The sequence below is a fragment of the Lutimonas halocynthiae genome (assembly GCF_030409835.1).
Lineage (GTDB): Bacteria > Bacteroidota > Bacteroidia > Flavobacteriales > Flavobacteriaceae > Lutimonas > Lutimonas halocynthiae.
The window spans coordinates 1,096,663-1,116,545 of sequence record NZ_JAUFQO010000004.1 but is presented as its reverse complement, the minus strand read 5'-3'; the positions used below and the strand labels follow the sequence as shown (position 1 = coordinate 1,116,545).

Below are 19,883 nucleotides of genomic sequence, written 5' to 3'. Positions count from 1 at the left end.
GTAGTAACAGTTACAAATGATGCAACACTTCCAATTATAGCTCAAGGAACAACAACAGTAACTTGGACTTATACAGATGTAAATGGAAATAGTTCAACACAGACACAGGATGTAGTGATTACAGATGTAACTGCACCAGTTGCAGATACGGCTACATTAACAGATGTAACAGCAGAATGTAGTATAGCTACATTAACTGCCCCAACAGCAACAGATGCTTGTGGTGGAGTAGTAACAGTTACTAATGATGCAACACTTCCAATTATAGCTCAAGGAACAACAGTAGTTACTTGGACTTATACAGATGTAAGTGGAAACAGTTCAACACAGACTCAGGATGTAGTTCTAACAGATGTAACAGCGCCAGTTGCTGATACAGCTACTCTAGCAGATGTGATAGCAGAATGTGAGTTGACTAGTTTAACTGCGCCAACAGCTACAGACGCTTGTGGTGGAATAGTAACAGTTACTAATGATGCTACTTTACCTATCAACACTTTAGGAGATACAGTAGTAACCTGGACTTATACAGATGTAAATGGAAACTCATCTACACAAGTACAGACGGTAACGATCCAAGATACAGGAGTTCCTGCACCAGTGGTTACGAACTTACCTGACTTAACAGCAGAATGTAGTGTTACAGCAGTAGCGCCAACAGCTACAGATGGTTGTGCCGGACTTGTTATTAACGGAACAACAAGTGATCCAACGACTTATAGTGTAGTAGGAACTTATGTGATTACCTGGACTTATACAGGAGGTAATGGAAATACTAGCACACAGACTCAGACAGTAATCGTAACAGATGTAACAGCGCCAGTGGCAGATGCAGCTAATTTAGCTGATATAACAGCACAGTGTGAGGTAACAACATTAACTGCCCCAACGGCTACAGATAACTGTGGTGGATTGGTAACAGTTACTAATGATGCTACTTTGCCAATTACAGCGAGTGTACTAGTTACCTGGACTTATACAGATGTTAATGGAAACAGTTCAACACAGACGCAAGATGTTGCGATAAATGACACAACGGCGCCAGTTGCAGATGTAGCTACATTGGCTGATGTAACAGCAGAATGTGAGGTAACAACATTAACTGGCCCTACAGCTACAGATAACTGTGGTGGATTGGTAACAGTTACTAATGATGTAACACTGCCTATTTCAGCTCAAGGAACAACAGTAGTTACTTGGACTTATACAGATGTTAATGGTAACAGTTCAACACAGACTCAGGATGTAGTGATTACAGACACAACAGCACCAGTTGCAGATACAGCTACTTTGGCTGATGTAATAGCACAGTGTGATGTAATAACATTAACTGATCCAACAGCTACAGATAACTGTGGTGGCTTGGTAACAGTTAGTAATGATGCAACATTGCCAATTACAGCTCAGGGAACAACAGTAGTTACTTGGACTTATACAGATGTAAATGGAAACAGTTCAACACAGACACAGAATGTAGTAATTGATAATATTGACGAGCCAATCAGCTCTGGTGATGAAGAAATCTGTCAGGGAGATGTTATTCCAGCGCTAAGCGTAACTGTAAATGCTGGAGAAACAGTAGACTGGTACGACGCAGCGATAGGAGGAAATCTATTACTTGCTGACAATTCAGTATTCACTCCTGTCTCTGCCGGTATATACTATGCAGAAGCAAGAAGTATTTCAGATGCATGTGTCAGCCCATCGAGAACTGCAGTGGAACTTACTGAAAATCCAATAGTGACTATCGATAGCGTTATAGCTAACGATCCAACACTAATCGCTTGTCCTTTACTAGATAATGGTAGTATCGTAATCACAGCGACAGGATCTAACTTAGAATATAGTATTGATAATGGATTAAATTTCCAAGTATCAAATACTTTCTCTGACTTGAATGCAGGAACGTACAATGTAGTTGTAAGAGATAATGTAACCGGTTGTTCAAATGTTTATGCAACACCTGTTGAATTGACTGCACCAAATTGTGTAGCTGAACTTGTAGTGAGTATTACACAAGACAGTGGACCAACTTCTGTAAACGATATAGGTCAGACTTTAGGATATACAATTGTATTAGAAAACTCAGGAACACTTGATGTAACTGGTGTAAATATTGTTAATACGCAACCTGACGGGACTTTCGGAACATTAGTTGGACCGGTTGGTGATTTAGGAACTCCTGGAGTAATTGATATAGGAGAGACTTGGACATATACCGTAACGTATACAACAAGTTTGGTTGACTTCCAGAACGGTGTAGATTTAGTTAATTCAATTTCAGTAGCGTCAACGGAGATATTGACTCCAGAAGTTGATACAGCCATTACAACATTGATCGTGTCTGACTTAAGTTTGACTAAAACGATTGATAATGCTACTCCGGTAGTAGGAACTGATGTTGTATTCACCATCACAGTTACTAATGATGGGAAAAGTGATGCTGCAGGAATTCAGGTAACAGATATTTTACCAAATGGTTATACATATGTAAGTGATAATGCAGGAGCTAATTATGACGCCGTTTCAGGAATATGGAATGCAGGAACAATTGTTAACGGAGCAAGTGCGAGCTTAACGATCACAGCAAGTGTTAACGCTACTGGTGATTATGATAATATAGCAGAGATTACGGCTTCTGATAATTTGGATTCAGATTCTACAGTTAATAATGGGGATATCAATGAGGATGATCAAGATAATGCAACAACTACACCGCAAGCTGCATCAGATTTAAGCTTGACAAAAGTTGTTGACAATGCGTCACCTAATGTTGGAGGAAATGTAGTCTTTACGATAACAGTTTCTAATGACGGGCCAAGTGATGCAACAGGAATTCAAGTGGTAGATCAGTTACCAAACGGTTATACTTATGTAAGTGATGATGCAGGAGCTGATTATGACGCCGTTTCTGGAATATGGAATGTAGGTTCTGTAGCAAATGGAAACAATGCAGTATTAAATATTACAGCACTTGTTAATGTGAGTGGTGATTATACCAATATTGCTGAAATCACAGCTGCTGATAATATTGATAATGATTCTACGCCAGGAAATGGAGATCTTTCAGAAGATGATATGGATGATAGTGGTGTAGTTCCTAACCCGGTTTCAGATATTGAATTAGCACTAGTAGTTGATAATTCAAGTCCATTGGTAGGAGATAATGTAGTATTTACTATTACAGTTTCTAATAACGGACCAAGTATCGCTACAGGAATTGAAATAAGTGATGCTTTGCCAAGTGGCTATACATTTGTTAGTGATAATGGTTCTGGAACTTATGTTCCTGGAACAGGCTTATGGACAATTGCTTCTATTGGAGCATCTGCAAATGCAGTTTTAAATATTACAGCATCAGTAAACGCTACAGGTGACTATAATAATATAGCTGAAGTAATGGCTTCAGATAACCTTGATCCAGATTCTACTCCTGCAAATGGAGATCTTTCAGAAGATGATATGGATGAAGTGAATACCACGCCGATTGCGGTTTCAGATATTGCCCTCGTGAAAACGGTTGATAATGATACGCCATGGGTAGCAAGTAATGTAGTCTTTACCATCGTTGTTTCAAACCAAGGGCCAAGTGAAGCTACTGGAATTGTGGTTACAGATTTACTTACAGATGGTTATACCTATGTGAGTGACGACAGCTCAAGCTCTTATGACGCCTTAACAGGGCAGTGGAATGTTGGAAGTATTGCAGCAGGCAGCTCAAGTACAATCAATATTACAGCAACAGTTAATGTATCAGGAGATTATAGCAATACTGCTGAAGTGACTAATTCTGACAATGTTGACCCAGATTCAACTCCAAACAATGGAATTGCTTCTGAAGATGATATGGATAGTGTTATTACTACTCCGATTCCGGTTTCAGATATGGATATGAACATGACGGTTGATAATATGACACCATATGTTGGAGGAGAAGTAGTCTTTACGATTGAAGTATCGAATGCAGGTCCTAGCCCGGCAACTGGTATTGAAGTTATTGATCTTTTACCTAGTGGTTATTCATATGTAAGTGATGATTCAGGAGTTTATGACGCCGTAACAGGTATTTGGATTGCTGGAGATATTGCAGCAGGCGATACAAGCGTGATTAACATAACAGCCTTGGTGAATCCAGTTGGAGATTACACAAATATTGCTGAAGTATTTGCTGCAGACAATGTAGATCCGGATTCAACACCTAATAATGGTGTGAGTGGAGAAGATGATCAATTTGAAATCACAATTACGCCAATCCCTGTAGCTGACATTAGCTTGGTGAAAACGGTAAATGACATGAACCCAACAACAGGAGATATTGTAACATTTACACTTACCATAGCAAATGACGGACCAAGCACTGCAACTGGTGTTGCTGTTGAAGAAATTGTGCCTGATGGATTTGGAAACATAAGTCCAATTACTGCGGGGTCATCGCTTAGTGGTTCAACTATAGGATGGAATGGATTAACAATCACAAGTGGTTCAACAGTTGTACTTGAATTTACTGCTGAAGTTCTAACAACTGGAACTTATATAAATCAAGCAGAAATAACAGCATCTGATGTAATCGATTTTGATAGTGAACCAAGCGTGAGTTTTGATGTAGATGATTATAGTGATGGAATTGCAGATGATGATGAGAGCATCATAGATAATATGGTGATTAATTTCTTGCCTACAGCAATTGATGATGACGTTATTGTAGTAGAGAATACAATTGATAATGGAATTATGATCCTAGTGGATAACGGAAACGGAGCAGATGACTTTGGTGGAGACGGACCAGGAACGGTACCAGTTGTTCTAGCAACTCAGCCTTCTAATGGCGTGGCAAGTGTTAATGACAATGGTAGCCCTGATAATCCAACTGATGATTTTATCATGTACACACCAAATACTGATTTTGTAGGATTTGATTCGTTCACTTACACTATCGAGGATGGTCAAGGATTGATTGGAACTGCAAATGGTGACAGATCAACTGCAACCGTAACGATTGAAGTTCTTGTTGATACAGATGGCGATATGGTTGGTGATATTTATGACATCGATGATGATAATGATGGTATGCTTGATACGGCTGAAGGAAATAATGATTCAGACGGAGATAGTTTTGTTGATAGTCTTGATCTTGATTCAGATAATGACGGTTTACCTGATAATATTGAGGCTCAAGAGACAAGTTCTTATATCGCTCCATCAGGAATAGATAGTGATAAAAACGGATTGGATGATGCATATGAAAGCGCTGCTGGTTCTGGAGAAGGATTGACCGCATTTGATAATGATGAAGATGCAACAGCTGATTATCTAGATTCAGATTCGGATAATGACAATGTACCAGATAGTTTAGAAGGGCATGATGGAGATCATGACAGTCTGCCGGATGCATATCCTTTAGGTAGTGATGCCGATGAAGATGGATTAGACGATGGTTATGAAGGAAGTGATATCAATGATGGTTTTGATGCCAATGATGAAATAGATAATCCATTAACATTGCCGAACGCTGATAATGATGCTGAATTGGATTACAGAGATACTGATGATGATAATGATACAATTCTGACGATCGATGAAGATCTTGACGGAGATAATGATCCTACAAATGATGATACTGATGGTGATATCGTAAGAAACTACCTGGATGTTGACGATGATAATGATGGAATTCTAACAAGAATAGAAGGAAGTGGTGACGAAGACAGAGATGGTTTTGCTGATTATCTTGATCTTGATTCAGATGCGGATGGTATTCCTGACAATATTGAAGGACAACCTACAGACGCTTATGTCTTACCAAGTTTCACTGATGCTGACGGAAACGGATTGGATGATGCATATGAAAGCGCGCCAGGAAATGCAAATGGTATTTCAATTGTAGATACTGATAACGATGGTGATGCTGATTATGTAGACCTGGATTCTGATAATGACAACGTTTCTGATGAGATTGAAGGACATGATTTCAACCATGACGGAGTTGCTGATATTGAGGCTTCAAGCAGTGATCAAGACGCCGACGGACTCGATGATGCATTTGAAGGATCAGATTTAAATGATGGATTTATTCCTAACGATGAAATAATTGACCCTCTTTTGGAGTTACCTAATACAGATAGTGAAGATGATGTCGATTTTAGAGACGCGGATGATGATAATGATGGTATTGATACCATTGACGAAGATGATAATGAAGATGGTGATCCAACGAATGATGATTGTGATGAAGATCTGACGCCAAATTATCTGGATGGTACACCATGTAATATTGTACCGAACGGTTTCTCACCAAATGGTGATGGTAAGAATGATACGCTGGTAATCCCTGCACTATCAACTTACATGGACTTTGAAATGCAAGTGTTCAACCGCCAAGGAAACTTGGTTTACGAATACAAACGTGGAGGCGCATTAAGCCCAGAATGGTGGGATGGAAGATCATCCGGTCAGTTAAATCTAGGTGACGACGTGTTACCAGCTGGAACATATTTCTATCTGATTAAGTTTAACAGAGATGAAAGAAAACCTGAAACAGGATGGGTTTACTTAAATAAATAATAGAAGATACAAACAAGACAGGCAGTGAATTTGCTGCCTGTCAAAAAAAATAGCATTCCCCAATGAAGAATTTAAAAATATATATCGTACTCGCTCTTATGCTTTGTTTGAGTGACTTGTATAGTCAGCAAGATCCTCAGTACACACAGTATATGTATAATATGAATGTGTTGAATCCAGCTTATGCAGGATCTAGAGGGACCCTTAGTATAGGGCTTTTGGGTCGTAGCCAATGGGTTAATGTAAATGGAGCGCCTCAAACCATGACTTTTGATGCACATGCTCCGGTTGGGAAAAAGGTTGGTATGGGTCTGTCTGTAATTTCAGATGAAATAGGGCCTGCCAAGGAACAAAATATTTACGCTGATTTTTCATATACAATTATGACTTCAAGTGAAGGGAAACTTGCCTTTGGACTAAAAGGGGGTGTTACTTTGTTGGATGTGAATCTTTTAGATATTACTTTGCCACAAACAGCAACAGGAGATGATCCATTATTTGATGAAAATATAAACGATGCCTTTCCTAATTTTGGAGCAGGTGTATATTATTATACCGGAAAGTTTTATGCTGGTTTCTCGGTGCCAAATATTCTAAAATCTGAACACCTTGATAAAGACAATATTAATACAAAAGCATCTGAAGAAGTGCATTACTTTTTGACTTCTGGTTATGTGTTTGATTTGTCGAGTACGTTGAAATTTAAGCCTTCTTTTATGGTAAAAGGCGTAACAGGAGCACCAATTTCCTTTGATGTTAATGCTAATTTCCTGATGTATGACAGGTTTGAAATAGGTGCGAGTTATAGATGGCAGGATGCGGTGAGTATATTGTTTAATTTTGGTGTGACACGCTCCTTTAGAGTTGGTTATGCATATGATTACACTATTTCTGAATTTTCAAATTCTAATACTGGTGGATCGCATGAAATCATCCTTTTATATGACATAGATTTCACTAAAAAGAACTTAAAATCGCCTAGATTTTTCTAGATGTTAAATATTTAATTAAATTTACCCAAAATTCCCCGATATGATTAAAAAAATTACGATGCTATGTTTAATGTTCAGTATGCTATATGTTACTGGGCAAACAACGCCTGGTCTTTATACTATAAAGAACCTTGACATCAACACCAAGGAGTCTGATTTCGGAACTGCTTTTTTAGGAAAGGACAGAGTTATATTCGCTGCACCTACTACTAACACCATGATTGTAAAAAAGACATGGAAAGAGAATGGGCAGCAATTTTTAGATCTTTATACTGGCCTGATCACAGATGATAGACAGTTGATACAAAAAAAGAGAATGCCTGGAGATGTTAATACCAAGTACCATGAGGCTGGTGTTGCGGTTTCAAAAGATCTCAAGACCATTTATTATACAGCCAACAATTTTTACGAGAAGCAGTACCTTACTGATTCAACGGGTGTGAATAATCTCCAAATGTTTAGAGCTTCTCTGGATTTAGAAGGTAAATGGACAGAAAAAGAAAAATTACCATTTAATCATGTTGAATATTCAATTGGGCATCCAGCCTTGAATCATGATGACACAAAATTATATTTTGTATCTGATATGCCAGGTGGATTTGGACAGGCCGATATTTATGTTGTAGACATTAATGAAGATGGTTCTTTTGGTGCACCTAGAAACCTGGGGCCAAAAATTAATACTGAAGGTAGAGAGATGTTTCCATACATTGGGAAAGATAATATCCTTTATTTTTCATCTGATGGACATTCTGGTTATGGTAAATTAGACATTTTTGCAACGAAGATATTTGATACAACCGTATCGGTTCCATTGAGTTTAGAGGAGCCTGTTAACAGTATAGAAGATGACTTTGCATTTATAATTGACGACGAAAAAGACAGAGGTTTCTTTTCATCTAACAGAGATGAGGGAAAAGGAGATGATGATATTTACTCTTTTTTAGCCAGTCCAGGACTACATATTCATTGTGGTCAAGCGATCACTGTAAATGTCAAATCAGAAGATTCTGGTGAGCCTGTTGCCGGAGCAACAATTGAGTTGAGAAATGAAAGTGGAGAGGTGATGGAAACGGTTACAGCCGACGCAGATGGGTCTTATACTTTTGCATCAACATTATGTGATATGCCTTATGTGGTTTTCGCAACAAACAAAGGTTTTTTAAATGCTGAAAAAGCAGTTAGAACCGCGAATGATATTGATCAATCAGCTCTTGTGGTGAATATGAATTTGCCAGCACAATTTGTTTCTAATAAAGTCAATATCAATACGATATACTTTGATTTCAATAAATTCAACATCCGTGAGGATGCAGCGAAAGAGCTAGATAAAGTAGTTCAGGTGATGAATGAATACCCTGAGTTATTGATAGAAGCTGGGTCGCATACTGACTCACGTGGTAAAGATAAATACAACATGAAACTATCAGAAAAACGTGCAAAAGCTACGGTTGATTATATAGTTTCTAAAGGAATTGACGCCTCAAGAATAACGTACCAAGGATACGGAGAGACTCAGTTGGTAAACGATTGTTCAAACGGTAAAAAATGCTCTGAAGATGAGCACCAACTTAACCGTAGAACAGAGTTTAATATCAACAATGAGAGTGGTTTCGAATTGGTGCCTACTCCCCAGGAATAATGTTTAAAACCTTGTTAACATTTGCTTAAGAAAAAAGAATGTGCTAAAAGTGATATGTAACAAATTTTTATATATTTGCTTATACGGTTTAGAATGTGGGAAAACTATTCAAAAATAAAAACGAATCTTATAAAATTAAAAGCTTGATTTTATACTAATATTGAACTCACTTTGTTTTTTAACAAAGTGAGTTTTTATCGTATAAATGGCTCAATAAAAAATAATGAAACATTTATTTTAATGTTTTGTGTTTAAAATCTAATCATATGAAAATAGATTACTTTACTTTTAATAGCGGTATTTCGAAAAGTAAATCATTAAAAAGGCAATTTTTAGCTTTGTTAATGTTTTTTTCTTTGGCATTTGCTTATGCCCAAGAAGACATTACAATTATAACAACTTCAGATGATGTAAATTGGTCTATCAATTTCACTAATTCTGGTGGAGCCGCCTTGACATGGATTGCCACAGGTCCCGGTTTGCCGGCTGATATTCCAGGAACAGGAAATAATCCAAATTTTGATTTTAGTGATAATGTGTTAAATCAGGATATTACAATCACGATAACAAGTACCGATAATTTTGACTTTGTTACCGTACTCCTTGCACCGGGTAGAGAAATAATTTCTGCGGATGTTGCGAATATGGAAAATGTTCAGATACTTGAAATGCCAAGTAACGATCTAACAGCTTTTGATGTAAGCACAAATATAGCATTAACAAGATTGAATCTTAATAATAATGCATTGACATCCATAGATCTCTCAACAAATGTGAATCTGGAAGAGTTTGATGCGAGTTTTAATGATTTGACTACAGCCGATGTCGCAGGGATACCTAATTTAGAATTTATTGACATTTCAAGTAATCAATTGACTTCAATAGATTTAAGTGGAAATAATCTATTAGCATTGATTAATTTGGAATTTAACCTATTGACAACTAATGCGATAGGTCAAGTTATAACTGATGTAGAGGCTTATGGAACTGGAGGGTTTGGACATATTTTAAACCTTACAGGAAACCCTGGGGATATCCCATCTTCATCAATTAGTGCCTTGGATGCATTGATAGCTAGAGCCTGGATCGTTAGGCCTCCGGTAATATATGACTTTGGTGATGCACCAGATTCTTATGGTACTTTGAATGCGAATGCTGGAGCTCAGCATATCATTGGAGATGGTGATTTGAATTTGGGGACTGTATACGACGATGAAATGGATGGATTTCCAGGCGTCGATGCTGATGGTGATGATACAGATAAGGTTGCAGATGAGGACGGTGTAGATCCAATCGATTTATTAGGAATTTCAACTTCTACTGATAGTTTTTCAGTTGATGTAGATTATACGAACAATACAGGTTCTGCTGCGAATGTTTATGCATGGATTGATTTTGACAGATCCGGTTCATTTGATTTAGATGAATTTGCTACAGCCCCTATTGGAAACGGTGGATCTGGAACTGTAACCTTAACTTGGTCGAACTTGATTGCCAATGGTGTTGATATTGTAGAAGGTGATAGTTATGCCAGATTTAGAACTACTTCAGACGTGTTAACGTCAAGTGATTTTGGTGGTATTGTAAATAATGGAGAAGTTGAAGATTACTTTTTAGTGATTCAATTAGATACTGACAAAGATGGTGTGCCAGACGTAAGTGACCTTGATGCTGATAATGATGGTATTTTAAATACTGATGAACCCGGTGACTCGAATACTAACGGTGTTGATGACATGTTAGAGTTGGATTCTGACGGGGATGGTTGTTTTGATTCTGTTGAAGCTGGCGTAAGAGATGAAGATGTTGATGGTTATGTAGGAACTGGTATTTTAACATCTGCTAATGTAGATGCTGACGGTTTGGTCATAAGCGATGTTAACGGTGCGATTAATGCACCTGTAGATGCTTATGGGCCGCTAAATGACTTGAATGGCAACGGAGTTCTTGATTCTCAAGAAGCTGGAGCTGCTGCAAATATTACAACACAACCTACAGATCAAGACTTGATCATAGGAGATGTTACTTTTACAGTAGTTACTGATTTAGCAGTTGGAGATGAGTTTTATCAATGGCAAGAAAATATAGGTGGAATTGGTACATGGACAGATATACCTGAAACAGCTGGTGTTTATACAGGTGTGAATACTGCAAGCTTGGTAGTAACCAATACGGATGTTAACAGGTTGACCGACAGATATAGAGTTCGAGTTAGTAATGTAGCATATGCCTGTGATCCAGAAACAATTTCAGATGAAGTAACTTATATAACTCCTGAAGATTTTGATCTTGATACGATATTTGATATAGTTGATGTTGATGATGACAATGATGGTATATTGGATGTTGATGAGGCAGGGAATACCGATCCAGGAACAAACGAAGACAGAATTAATTTAGATGCAGATAGTGACGGATGTTTTGATGTTACAGAAGCTGGGTTTACAGATGTTAACGGAGATGGGATGTTAGGAGATGCTCCTATCGCCATTAATCCTGACGGATCTGTATCAAGTGGAACAGATGGTTATACACCACCAAATGATTTGAATGCATCAGGAACTCCTGATTTTCAGGAAGTTGGAGCTGCTGCTAATATCACTACACAACCAACAGATCAAGACTTGATCATAGGAGATGTTACTTTTACAGTAGTTACTGATTTAGCAGCTGGAGATGAGTTTTATCAATGGCAAGAAAATATAGGTGGAATTGGTACATGGACAGATATACCTGAAACAGCTGGTGTTTATACAGGTGTGAATACTGCAAGCTTGGTAGTAACCAATACGGATGTTAACAGGTTGACCGACAGATATAGAGTTCGAGTTAGTAATGTAGCATATGCCTGTGATCCAGAAACAATTTCAGATGAAGTAACTTATATCACTCCTGAAGATTTTGACCTTGATACGATATTTGATATCGTTGATGTTGATGATGATAATGATGGGATATTGGATGTTGATGAGGCAGGGAATACCGACCCAGGAACAAACGAAGACAGGATTAATTTAGATGCAGATAGTGACGGATGTTTTGATGTTACAGAAGCTGGGTTTACAGATGTTAATGGAGATGGGATGTTAGGAGATGCTCCTATCGCCATTAATCCTGACGGATCTGTATCAAGTGGAACAGATGGTTATACACCACCAAATGACTTGAATGCATCAGGAACTCCTGATTTCCAAGAAGCTGGAGCTGCTGCAAATATTACAACACAACCTACAGATCAAATATATGTATTGGCAGGATCTTCAACTTTTACAGTTGTTACTGATTTAGCTGCTGGTGATGAGTTATACAAGTGGGAAGAAAGTATTGACAACGGATCAACATGGACTTTATTAACTGATACTGGTGATTACACTGGAACAACTACAGCGAATCTTGTAGTGTCAACTCCTAATTTCGATAAGGTGAATTATAGATATAGAGCATTAGTAGAAAATATTGCCTATGCCTGTGACCCAGTTACTACTTCAACAGATGCTACCTTCATTACACCTGGTGATTTTGACAAGGATTTGATTTTCGATGTAGTTGACGTTGACGATGATAATGATGGTATTTTAGATGTGGATGAGGCAGGAAACACAGATCCAGCAACAAATCCTGATGCTACGAACCTAGATTCAGACAGTGACGGATGTTTTGATGTTACGGAAGCTGGTTTTACAGATGTTAATGGCGACGGTCAATTAGGAAATTTCCCTATAACAGTTGATGCTAATGGTCAGGTAACTAGTGGCACCGATGGCTATACACCACCAAATGATTTAAACCTTTCAGGAACTCCTGATTTCCAGGAAGCTGGAGCAGCAGCTACGATTACTACTCAGCCAACAGATCAGGCACTTATTATTGGAGTTACTACTTTTAGCGTTGTAGCTACAGCTGATACCTACCAATGGGAAGAAAGTATTGATGGTGGCGCAAATTGGACTGCAATTGTTGATGGAGGAGATTATGTAGGTGCTACTACAACAGCTTTACAAATAACAAATACAGATGTCAATAAGCTGACTTTTAGATATAGAGTATTGGTCCAGAATATTGGCTATGCTTGCGATGCTACGACACTTTCTACAGAAGCAAGATATATTTTACCTAGTGATTTTGACAATGATGGAATTTTTGATATCGTTGATGTTGATGATGACAATGATGGTATTCTTGACACTACTGAAGCTGGTAATACAGACCCTGGAACAAATCCAGATGCAACAAATCTCGATTCAGATGGTGATGGTTGTTTTGATGTTACCGAAGCTGGATTTACTGATAATGGAGCAGGAATGCTAGGAACTGCGAATCCACCAGTTGTTGATGCAACTGGATTGGTTACAAGTACTACTAATGGTTATACCACTCCTAATGATTTAGATAACAATGGTACGCCAGATTTCCAAGAAGCTGGAGCGGCCGCTGCAATAACTACACAACCTGTTGATCAGAACTTTATACCAGGAGGAACAGTGACTTTTGATGTTGTAGCTTCTGCCGACACTTATGAATGGCAAGAAGATAGCGGATCTGGATTTACTGAAATTATGGACGGTGGTGATTATTCAGGTGCTAAAACAGCAAGTTTAACGCTTTCTAATGTTGGCATTGGAATGTTAGGGTATTCGTATCAAGTGGTTGTAAATAACATTGCCTATGCCTGTGATCCAGAGACGACATCTGATGTTGCTACCTTAGTAAGTTTGCCTGACAATGACAATGATGGTGTTCCAGATATTGTAGACGTTGATGATGATAATGATGGGATATTTGATACAGTTGAGGATGCAGGTCCTAACGGAGGAGATTCTAATAATAACACAATTCCTGATAGATTTGAATTAGATGCTGATTCTGATGGTTGTGATGATGTTGTAGAAGCTGGATTTACTGATGGAGACAATGATGGTTTATTGGGTAATTCACCTGTAACTGTTGATCCTTTAACTGGTCAAGTTACAAGTGGAACAGATGGTTATACAACTCCGAATGATTTAGATAATAATGGTACACCAGATTTCCAGGAAGCTGGAGATGTTGCGAATATAACCGGAGATCCTGTTGATCAAGACTTTATATTAGGAGGATCTGCTACTTTCACCGCCGCTTCAGATGGAGATACTTTCCAGTGGGAGCAGAGTGTTGATGGTGTTAATTGGACTGTTTTAACTGATGATGGGAAATTCAGTGGTACTGAAACCTTAAGCTTGACTGTTTCAAGTCTTGTGATTGCAGATTACTTCTATGAATATAGAGTTAATACTAATAATATAGCATTTGCCTGTGACCCAGGAGACACTTCTGATTCAGCATCGTATAATATCTTAATTGATACTGATATGGATGGTGTATTTGATATTGTTGATGTTGATGATGACAATGATGGTATTTTTGATACGGTTGAAGGTTTAGTAACCGATACAAATCTTGATGGTCGCCCGGATAGAATAAGTTTGGATGCTGATGGTGATAATTGTGCGGATGCGATTGAAGCTGGGTTTACTGATCCAGATGGTGACGGAATCTTAGGAACTTCTCCAGTGACAGTTGATGCCAATGGTCAAGTTACTGGACAAGGTGGTTATACTACACCTAATGATTTAGATAACAATGGTGTATTTGACTTCCAGGAAGCAGGAGGTCCTTCAATGATAGAGAACCAACCTGAAGAAGTTGAGATAGCCTTAGGTGATGACGCTGAATTTGAAGTGTCTGCCACGGCAACATTCTATCAATGGCAACAAAGTATGGATGGTGGAAGTACTTGGGTAGATCTTGTTAATGATAGTAAGTTTAGTGGTGTAACTACTGATCGCATGAGAATAACAGATGCCAGAGGACGATTGGAAGGAAGCTGGTATAGAGTAGTACTTACTTCTCCTGATTATGCCTGTGACCCTGTTTCAGAATTGATATCTGAAGATGTAAGACTTGTATTCAATACTGAGTTAATACCTAGCGGATTCTCTCCAAATGGTGATGGTGAAAATGACCTCTTCAGTGTACCAGGACTTATCGAAACTCCTGATTTCACTATGGAAGTATTTGACAGATGGGGTAACAGTGTTTATAAGTATTTAAACAATGGAAGCCTTAACCCTGACTGGTGGGATGGAAGATCTACCGGAAATATGACTTTGAGCAAAGGTCAATTGGTTCCTGCAGGAACATACTTTTACCTGATCCAATACAATGACGGAAACAAGTCTCCGGATAAAGGTTGGGTTTATGTAAATTATTAATGAAAGTAAATGTGCAGAGCGCTTTTAAAGGCGCTCTGTTATCATATAAATTAAAAAGGGAGTAGTGAGTTGTAGATATTATGCTTGAAATGACTCAGTACTATTAAATGACAATTCAATTGTCAAATGAGTAAAATTTAACAAATGAAAAAAATAACAATTTTCTTAGCTTTTGGTTTTTTATTATTCTTTAACGAGACCAAAGCGCAACAAGATCCTCAGTATACACAATATATGTATAACATGAACGTTGTAAATCCAGCGTATGCTGGTTCTAGAGGAACCTTAAGTTTAGGTTTATTGGGGCGTAGCCAGTGGACAAGTGTGGATGGAGCACCAAAGTCATTTACTTTTAATGCTCATGCACCATTAGGAAAAAAAGTAGGAGTAGGTATTTCGGTCGTTTCCGATGAAATTGGTCCTGCTAAAGAGCAGAATATTTATGCAGATTTTTCCTATACGCTATCCACATCAGATGTGGGAAGATTGGCCTTTGGATTAAAAGGAGGTATGACATTGTTAGATGTGAATCTGTTGGATGTAGTATTGCCACAGACGGGAAGTGCAGGTGATCCTGTTTTCGATGAAAATATCAATGATGCATTTCCGAATTTTGGAGCAGGTGTTTACTATTATACCGATAAGTGGTATGCAAGTTTCTCGGTTCCGAATATTTTAAAATCCGAACATTTAGATAAGGATAATATAAATACCAAGGCCTCTGAAGAAGTTCATTATTTTTTAACAGGTGGATATGTTTTCGATCTATCAAGTACTTTGAAATTCAAACCATCTTTGATGTTCAAAGGAGTTGCTGGAGCGCCGGTATCAGTTGATATCAATGCAAACTTCCTGTTATATGATAGATTTGAAATGGGAGCTAGTTACAGAGTAGACGATGCTGTTAGTTTGTTGTTTAATTTTGGAGTTACCCCTGACTTTAGAATTGGATATGCTTACGACTATACAATATCTGAGTTCTCAAATTCGAATACTGGAGGTTCACATGAAATAATTTTATTATATGATGTTGACTTATCAAAGAAGAATTTGAAGTCTCCTAGATTTTTCTAGGACATAATAAAAACATAAAAAAGGGGAATTTATGAAAAAATACATATTGGCATTGCTCTTATGTTCAATAGGAGTAACCTATGCCCAAACTGAAGGCGCAGGAAAGTATGCAATTAATGAACTTACCGTAAACACTAAAAATTCAGATTTTGGAACAGCCTTTTATGGCGAAGACAAATTAGTTTTTGCTTCACCGAAAAAAGGTATTTCTTTGGTTAATGACGTTTGGGTTGACAACAACCAACGTTATTTGGAATTATACATTGGTGATATACTGCCAAATGGAGATCTTGACAATGTGTCTTTGATGAAGGGAGAAGTTAACACGCGCTATCACGAGGCTGATGTTGTATTCACAAGAGATTTAAAAACTGTCTATTTTACAAGAAATAATTTTTACAATAAGAAACTTGCCAGAAGCGAAAAAGAAATGACCAATTTGGCCATGTTTAAAGCTTCCATAAATGAGAACGGTGAATGGGTGAATATTATTCCTATGCCATTTAACAATGTTGAATATTCTGTGGGTCATCCGGCTTTAAGCCCAGATGAAAAAACTTTGTATTTTATTTCTGACATGCCAGGAGGTTATGGTCAAACGGATATTTTCAAGGTGGCAATAAACCAAAGTGGTTTTGGAAATCCTGAAAACTTAGGCTGGAAAATCAATTCTTCTGCCAAAGAATTTTCACCTTTTGTAGATGGTGAAGTTTTGTATTTTTCATCTGATAAGGATGGTGGTATGGGAGGTTTTGATGTATATGCAACACGTTTGGTTGATTATACTCCTGAACCTATTTTATTAAATGCACCTATTAATTCTAAGTCTGATGATTTTACTTTTATCATCAATTCAAAAACGAGGAAAGGATATGTTTCTTCTAACAGAAGCGGTGGTACAGGAGATGATGATATTTATTCTTTTATAGAAGAAGAACCAGTTGTCTTTAAATGCAGCCAATTGATTACAGGAGAAGTTAGAGATCAAAACACAACTGAGATTATTAGAGGAGCAGTTGTTGCCATAAAAGATTTAGATGGCAATGTGGTTGAGGAAGTAGTTGTGGACGAAGAAGGGGTTTTCGAACTACCTGTTTATTGTGATACGAGTTATAAGCTAGAAGGAAGCAAAGAAGGGTATACGACCCAAAGCAAATCGCTGACCACATCGATGGAGGCTGACAAAAAATTAAAACTTTTAATCTTACTAGGAACAGGAGAAATTCTGGAACAAGCGGCCCCTGTTGCCATAGTGGAAGATAAGCCGGAAGGACTTCCTGAGGTATTACCGGAAGAGATTGTTAAGGTTAGACCAAGTACTTATGTTGTAAATATTGAACCTATATACTTTGAACTGAATTCTTCATATTTAAACAAAGATGCAAAGGTAGAATTGGATAAGGTGATCGATTTGATGCATAAGTATCCAGATATGATCATTGAATCAGGATCTCATACAGATGCACGTGGAATTGTAGGTTACAATACCTGGTTATCAACTAGAAGGGCATCTTCAACAGTTAATTATATCATAGATAGTGGTATAGATCCTAGTAGAATTACAGGTAAAGGATATGGTGAAACACAACTCATCAATGGATGCGCGGATGGCGTAGAGTGTACAGAAGCTCAACATGCCATGAATAGGCGTACCGAATTTGTGATCATAAAAATGTAGACTATTTAAATACTAAAAGCCAACGAATTTCGTTGGCTTTTTAATAAAGTATTATTTATATATGAAAAGTTTATTTTCAATTTTCTTTCTGTTATACTCTATTGTTTCGTTTTCTCAGTTGACAGCTGCTCAATACCAGGTAAAAAGCCTGGAGGCGAATTCTGAGAATGGAGATTTTGGAACAACTTTTTACGGGAAAGACAGAATCGTTTTTTCTTCTTCAAGAAAGAATGGAATATCGAACAAAACATGGGAAGGAAATGACCAGCCTTTTCTAGACCTCTACATTGGAAACGTAGAAGCGGATGGAGAAATAACCAGAGTCAGGCCTTTTTCAAATGCAGTGAATTCAAAGTACCACGATGCCATGGTAGCGTTTTCACCTGATCTTTCTCAAATATATTTTACTTCGAATAATTACATGGATGGTAAGGTAAGGTCAAGTAATCTGAAAATCTTCAGAGCGAATGTTGGTACTTCAGGAAGCAGGACGAATGTGCAGACTTTAACCATAAATAACGATAAATTTAGTACCGGACATCCATTTGTATCCAAAGATGGTAAGAAACTTTATTATATATCTGATATGCCTGGAGGAAAAGGAGGGACAGATATTTATGTGGTAGCGATCAATAATGGTCACTATGGTGCCCCAAAGAATCTTGGCCCAACTGTAAATTCTAAGTATAAAGAATATTCACCTTATGTTGATGGAGACATTTTATATTTCTCTTCTAATAAACCGGGTGGACAAGGAGGTTTTGATATTTATATGACAAAATTAGATGGTTCAATTGAAGAGCCGATTAATCTAGGAAAACCGATGAATAGTAAGGGGGATGATATTTCTTTTATTATTAACAAACAAACACAAAGAGGTTATTTTTCTTCTAACAGAAGAGGCGGAAAAGGCGATGATGATATTTATTCATTTAAGCAATTGACGGTGAACCCGATTTGTGATCAAGTGATACAAGGAGTAATCGTTGATGCCAAGACTGATCAACCATTGCCTTTGGGCTTTGCTGCCATTTACAATAGTAAAGGCGAAAAGGTCAGAAGGATAGAAACATTGAAAGATGGCGAATTCTTTTTTAAAGTAAAATGTGGAGAGCAATATAAAATAGGTGGAGATAAATATGGTTATTTTGAAAATGACACCACTTTTGTAACTTCTAAAGAGAATGCTTACCAGAATATTATAAGATTAAGGTTAAAGGAAAAAGAATTTATTGAAGTAAATAACAAGGAAATTCTTAATGTGAAGTCTATTGAATTTGAGTTGAACAAGGCAGATATTGCCAAGAGCTCTTATGAAAACCTGGCTAAGGTGGTAAGACTAATGGAGAAATTTCCAGAAATGATCATTCAATTTGGAGCCCACACCGATGCAAGAGGAGGAGATGGTTACAATATGTGGCTTTCTCAAAAAAGAGCTTCGGAAACAGTGCGTTATTTGATTGGATTAGGTGCAGACCCAAGAAGAATTACCGGCAAAGGTTATGGAGAAACAAAATTAGTGAACGAATGTTCTAATGGAGTGAAATGTTCTGAAATTGAACACCAGCAGAACAGAAGAACAGAATTTGTAGTGATAAAAAAATAGCATACTGAAAATCAGTAAGAATAAAGTTAAGCATCCGTCATTTGGCGGATGCTTTTTTGTTGGTTATGAGCGAAAATTT

General features: G+C 37.6%; 7 protein-coding genes. All 7 read left to right on the top strand.

All coding sequences use genetic code 11. The features are described from left to right. Nucleotides 1–6,561, top strand: a 6,561-nt coding sequence (locus tag QWY87_RS10555) for an HYR-like domain-containing protein (RefSeq protein ID WP_290290952.1), incomplete at its 5' end; no start/stop codon positions are given. Nucleotides 6,562–6,623: 62 nt separating this feature from the next. Next, nucleotides 6,624–7,553, top strand: coding sequence for a PorP/SprF family type IX secretion system membrane protein (locus QWY87_RS10550; RefSeq protein WP_290290951.1), 930 nt, complete (start codon nt 6,624–6,626; stop codon nt 7,551–7,553). 40 nt (nt 7,554–7,593) lie between these two features. After that, nucleotides 7,594–9,195 (top strand): OmpA family protein, encoded by a 1,602-nt coding sequence (locus QWY87_RS10545; protein WP_290290950.1) that lies wholly within the window; start codon nt 7,594–7,596, stop codon nt 9,193–9,195. A 266-nt stretch (nt 9,196–9,461) separates the two neighbouring features. After that, nucleotides 9,462–15,446 carry a T9SS type B sorting domain-containing protein gene (locus QWY87_RS10540; protein ID WP_290290948.1) on the top strand — a complete coding sequence of 1,995 codons (5,985 nt, stop codon included), beginning with the start codon at nt 9,462–9,464 and terminating at the stop codon, nt 15,444–15,446. A 144-nt stretch (nt 15,447–15,590) separates the two neighbouring features. Continuing rightward, entirely contained in the window at nt 15,591–16,520 is a 930-nt protein-coding gene (locus QWY87_RS10535; protein WP_290290947.1) for a PorP/SprF family type IX secretion system membrane protein, read from the top strand. 31 nt (nt 16,521–16,551) lie between these two features. After that, nucleotides 16,552–18,198 carry an OmpA family protein gene (locus tag QWY87_RS10530; protein ID WP_290290946.1) on the top strand — a complete coding sequence of 549 codons (1,647 nt, stop codon included), beginning with the start codon at nt 16,552–16,554 and terminating at the stop codon, nt 18,196–18,198. Between the two features lie 61 nt (nt 18,199–18,259). Beyond that, entirely contained in the window at nt 18,260–19,804 is a 1,545-nt protein-coding gene (locus tag QWY87_RS10525; protein ID WP_290290945.1) for an OmpA family protein, read from the top strand. Nucleotides 19,805–19,883 lie beyond the last annotated feature (79 nt).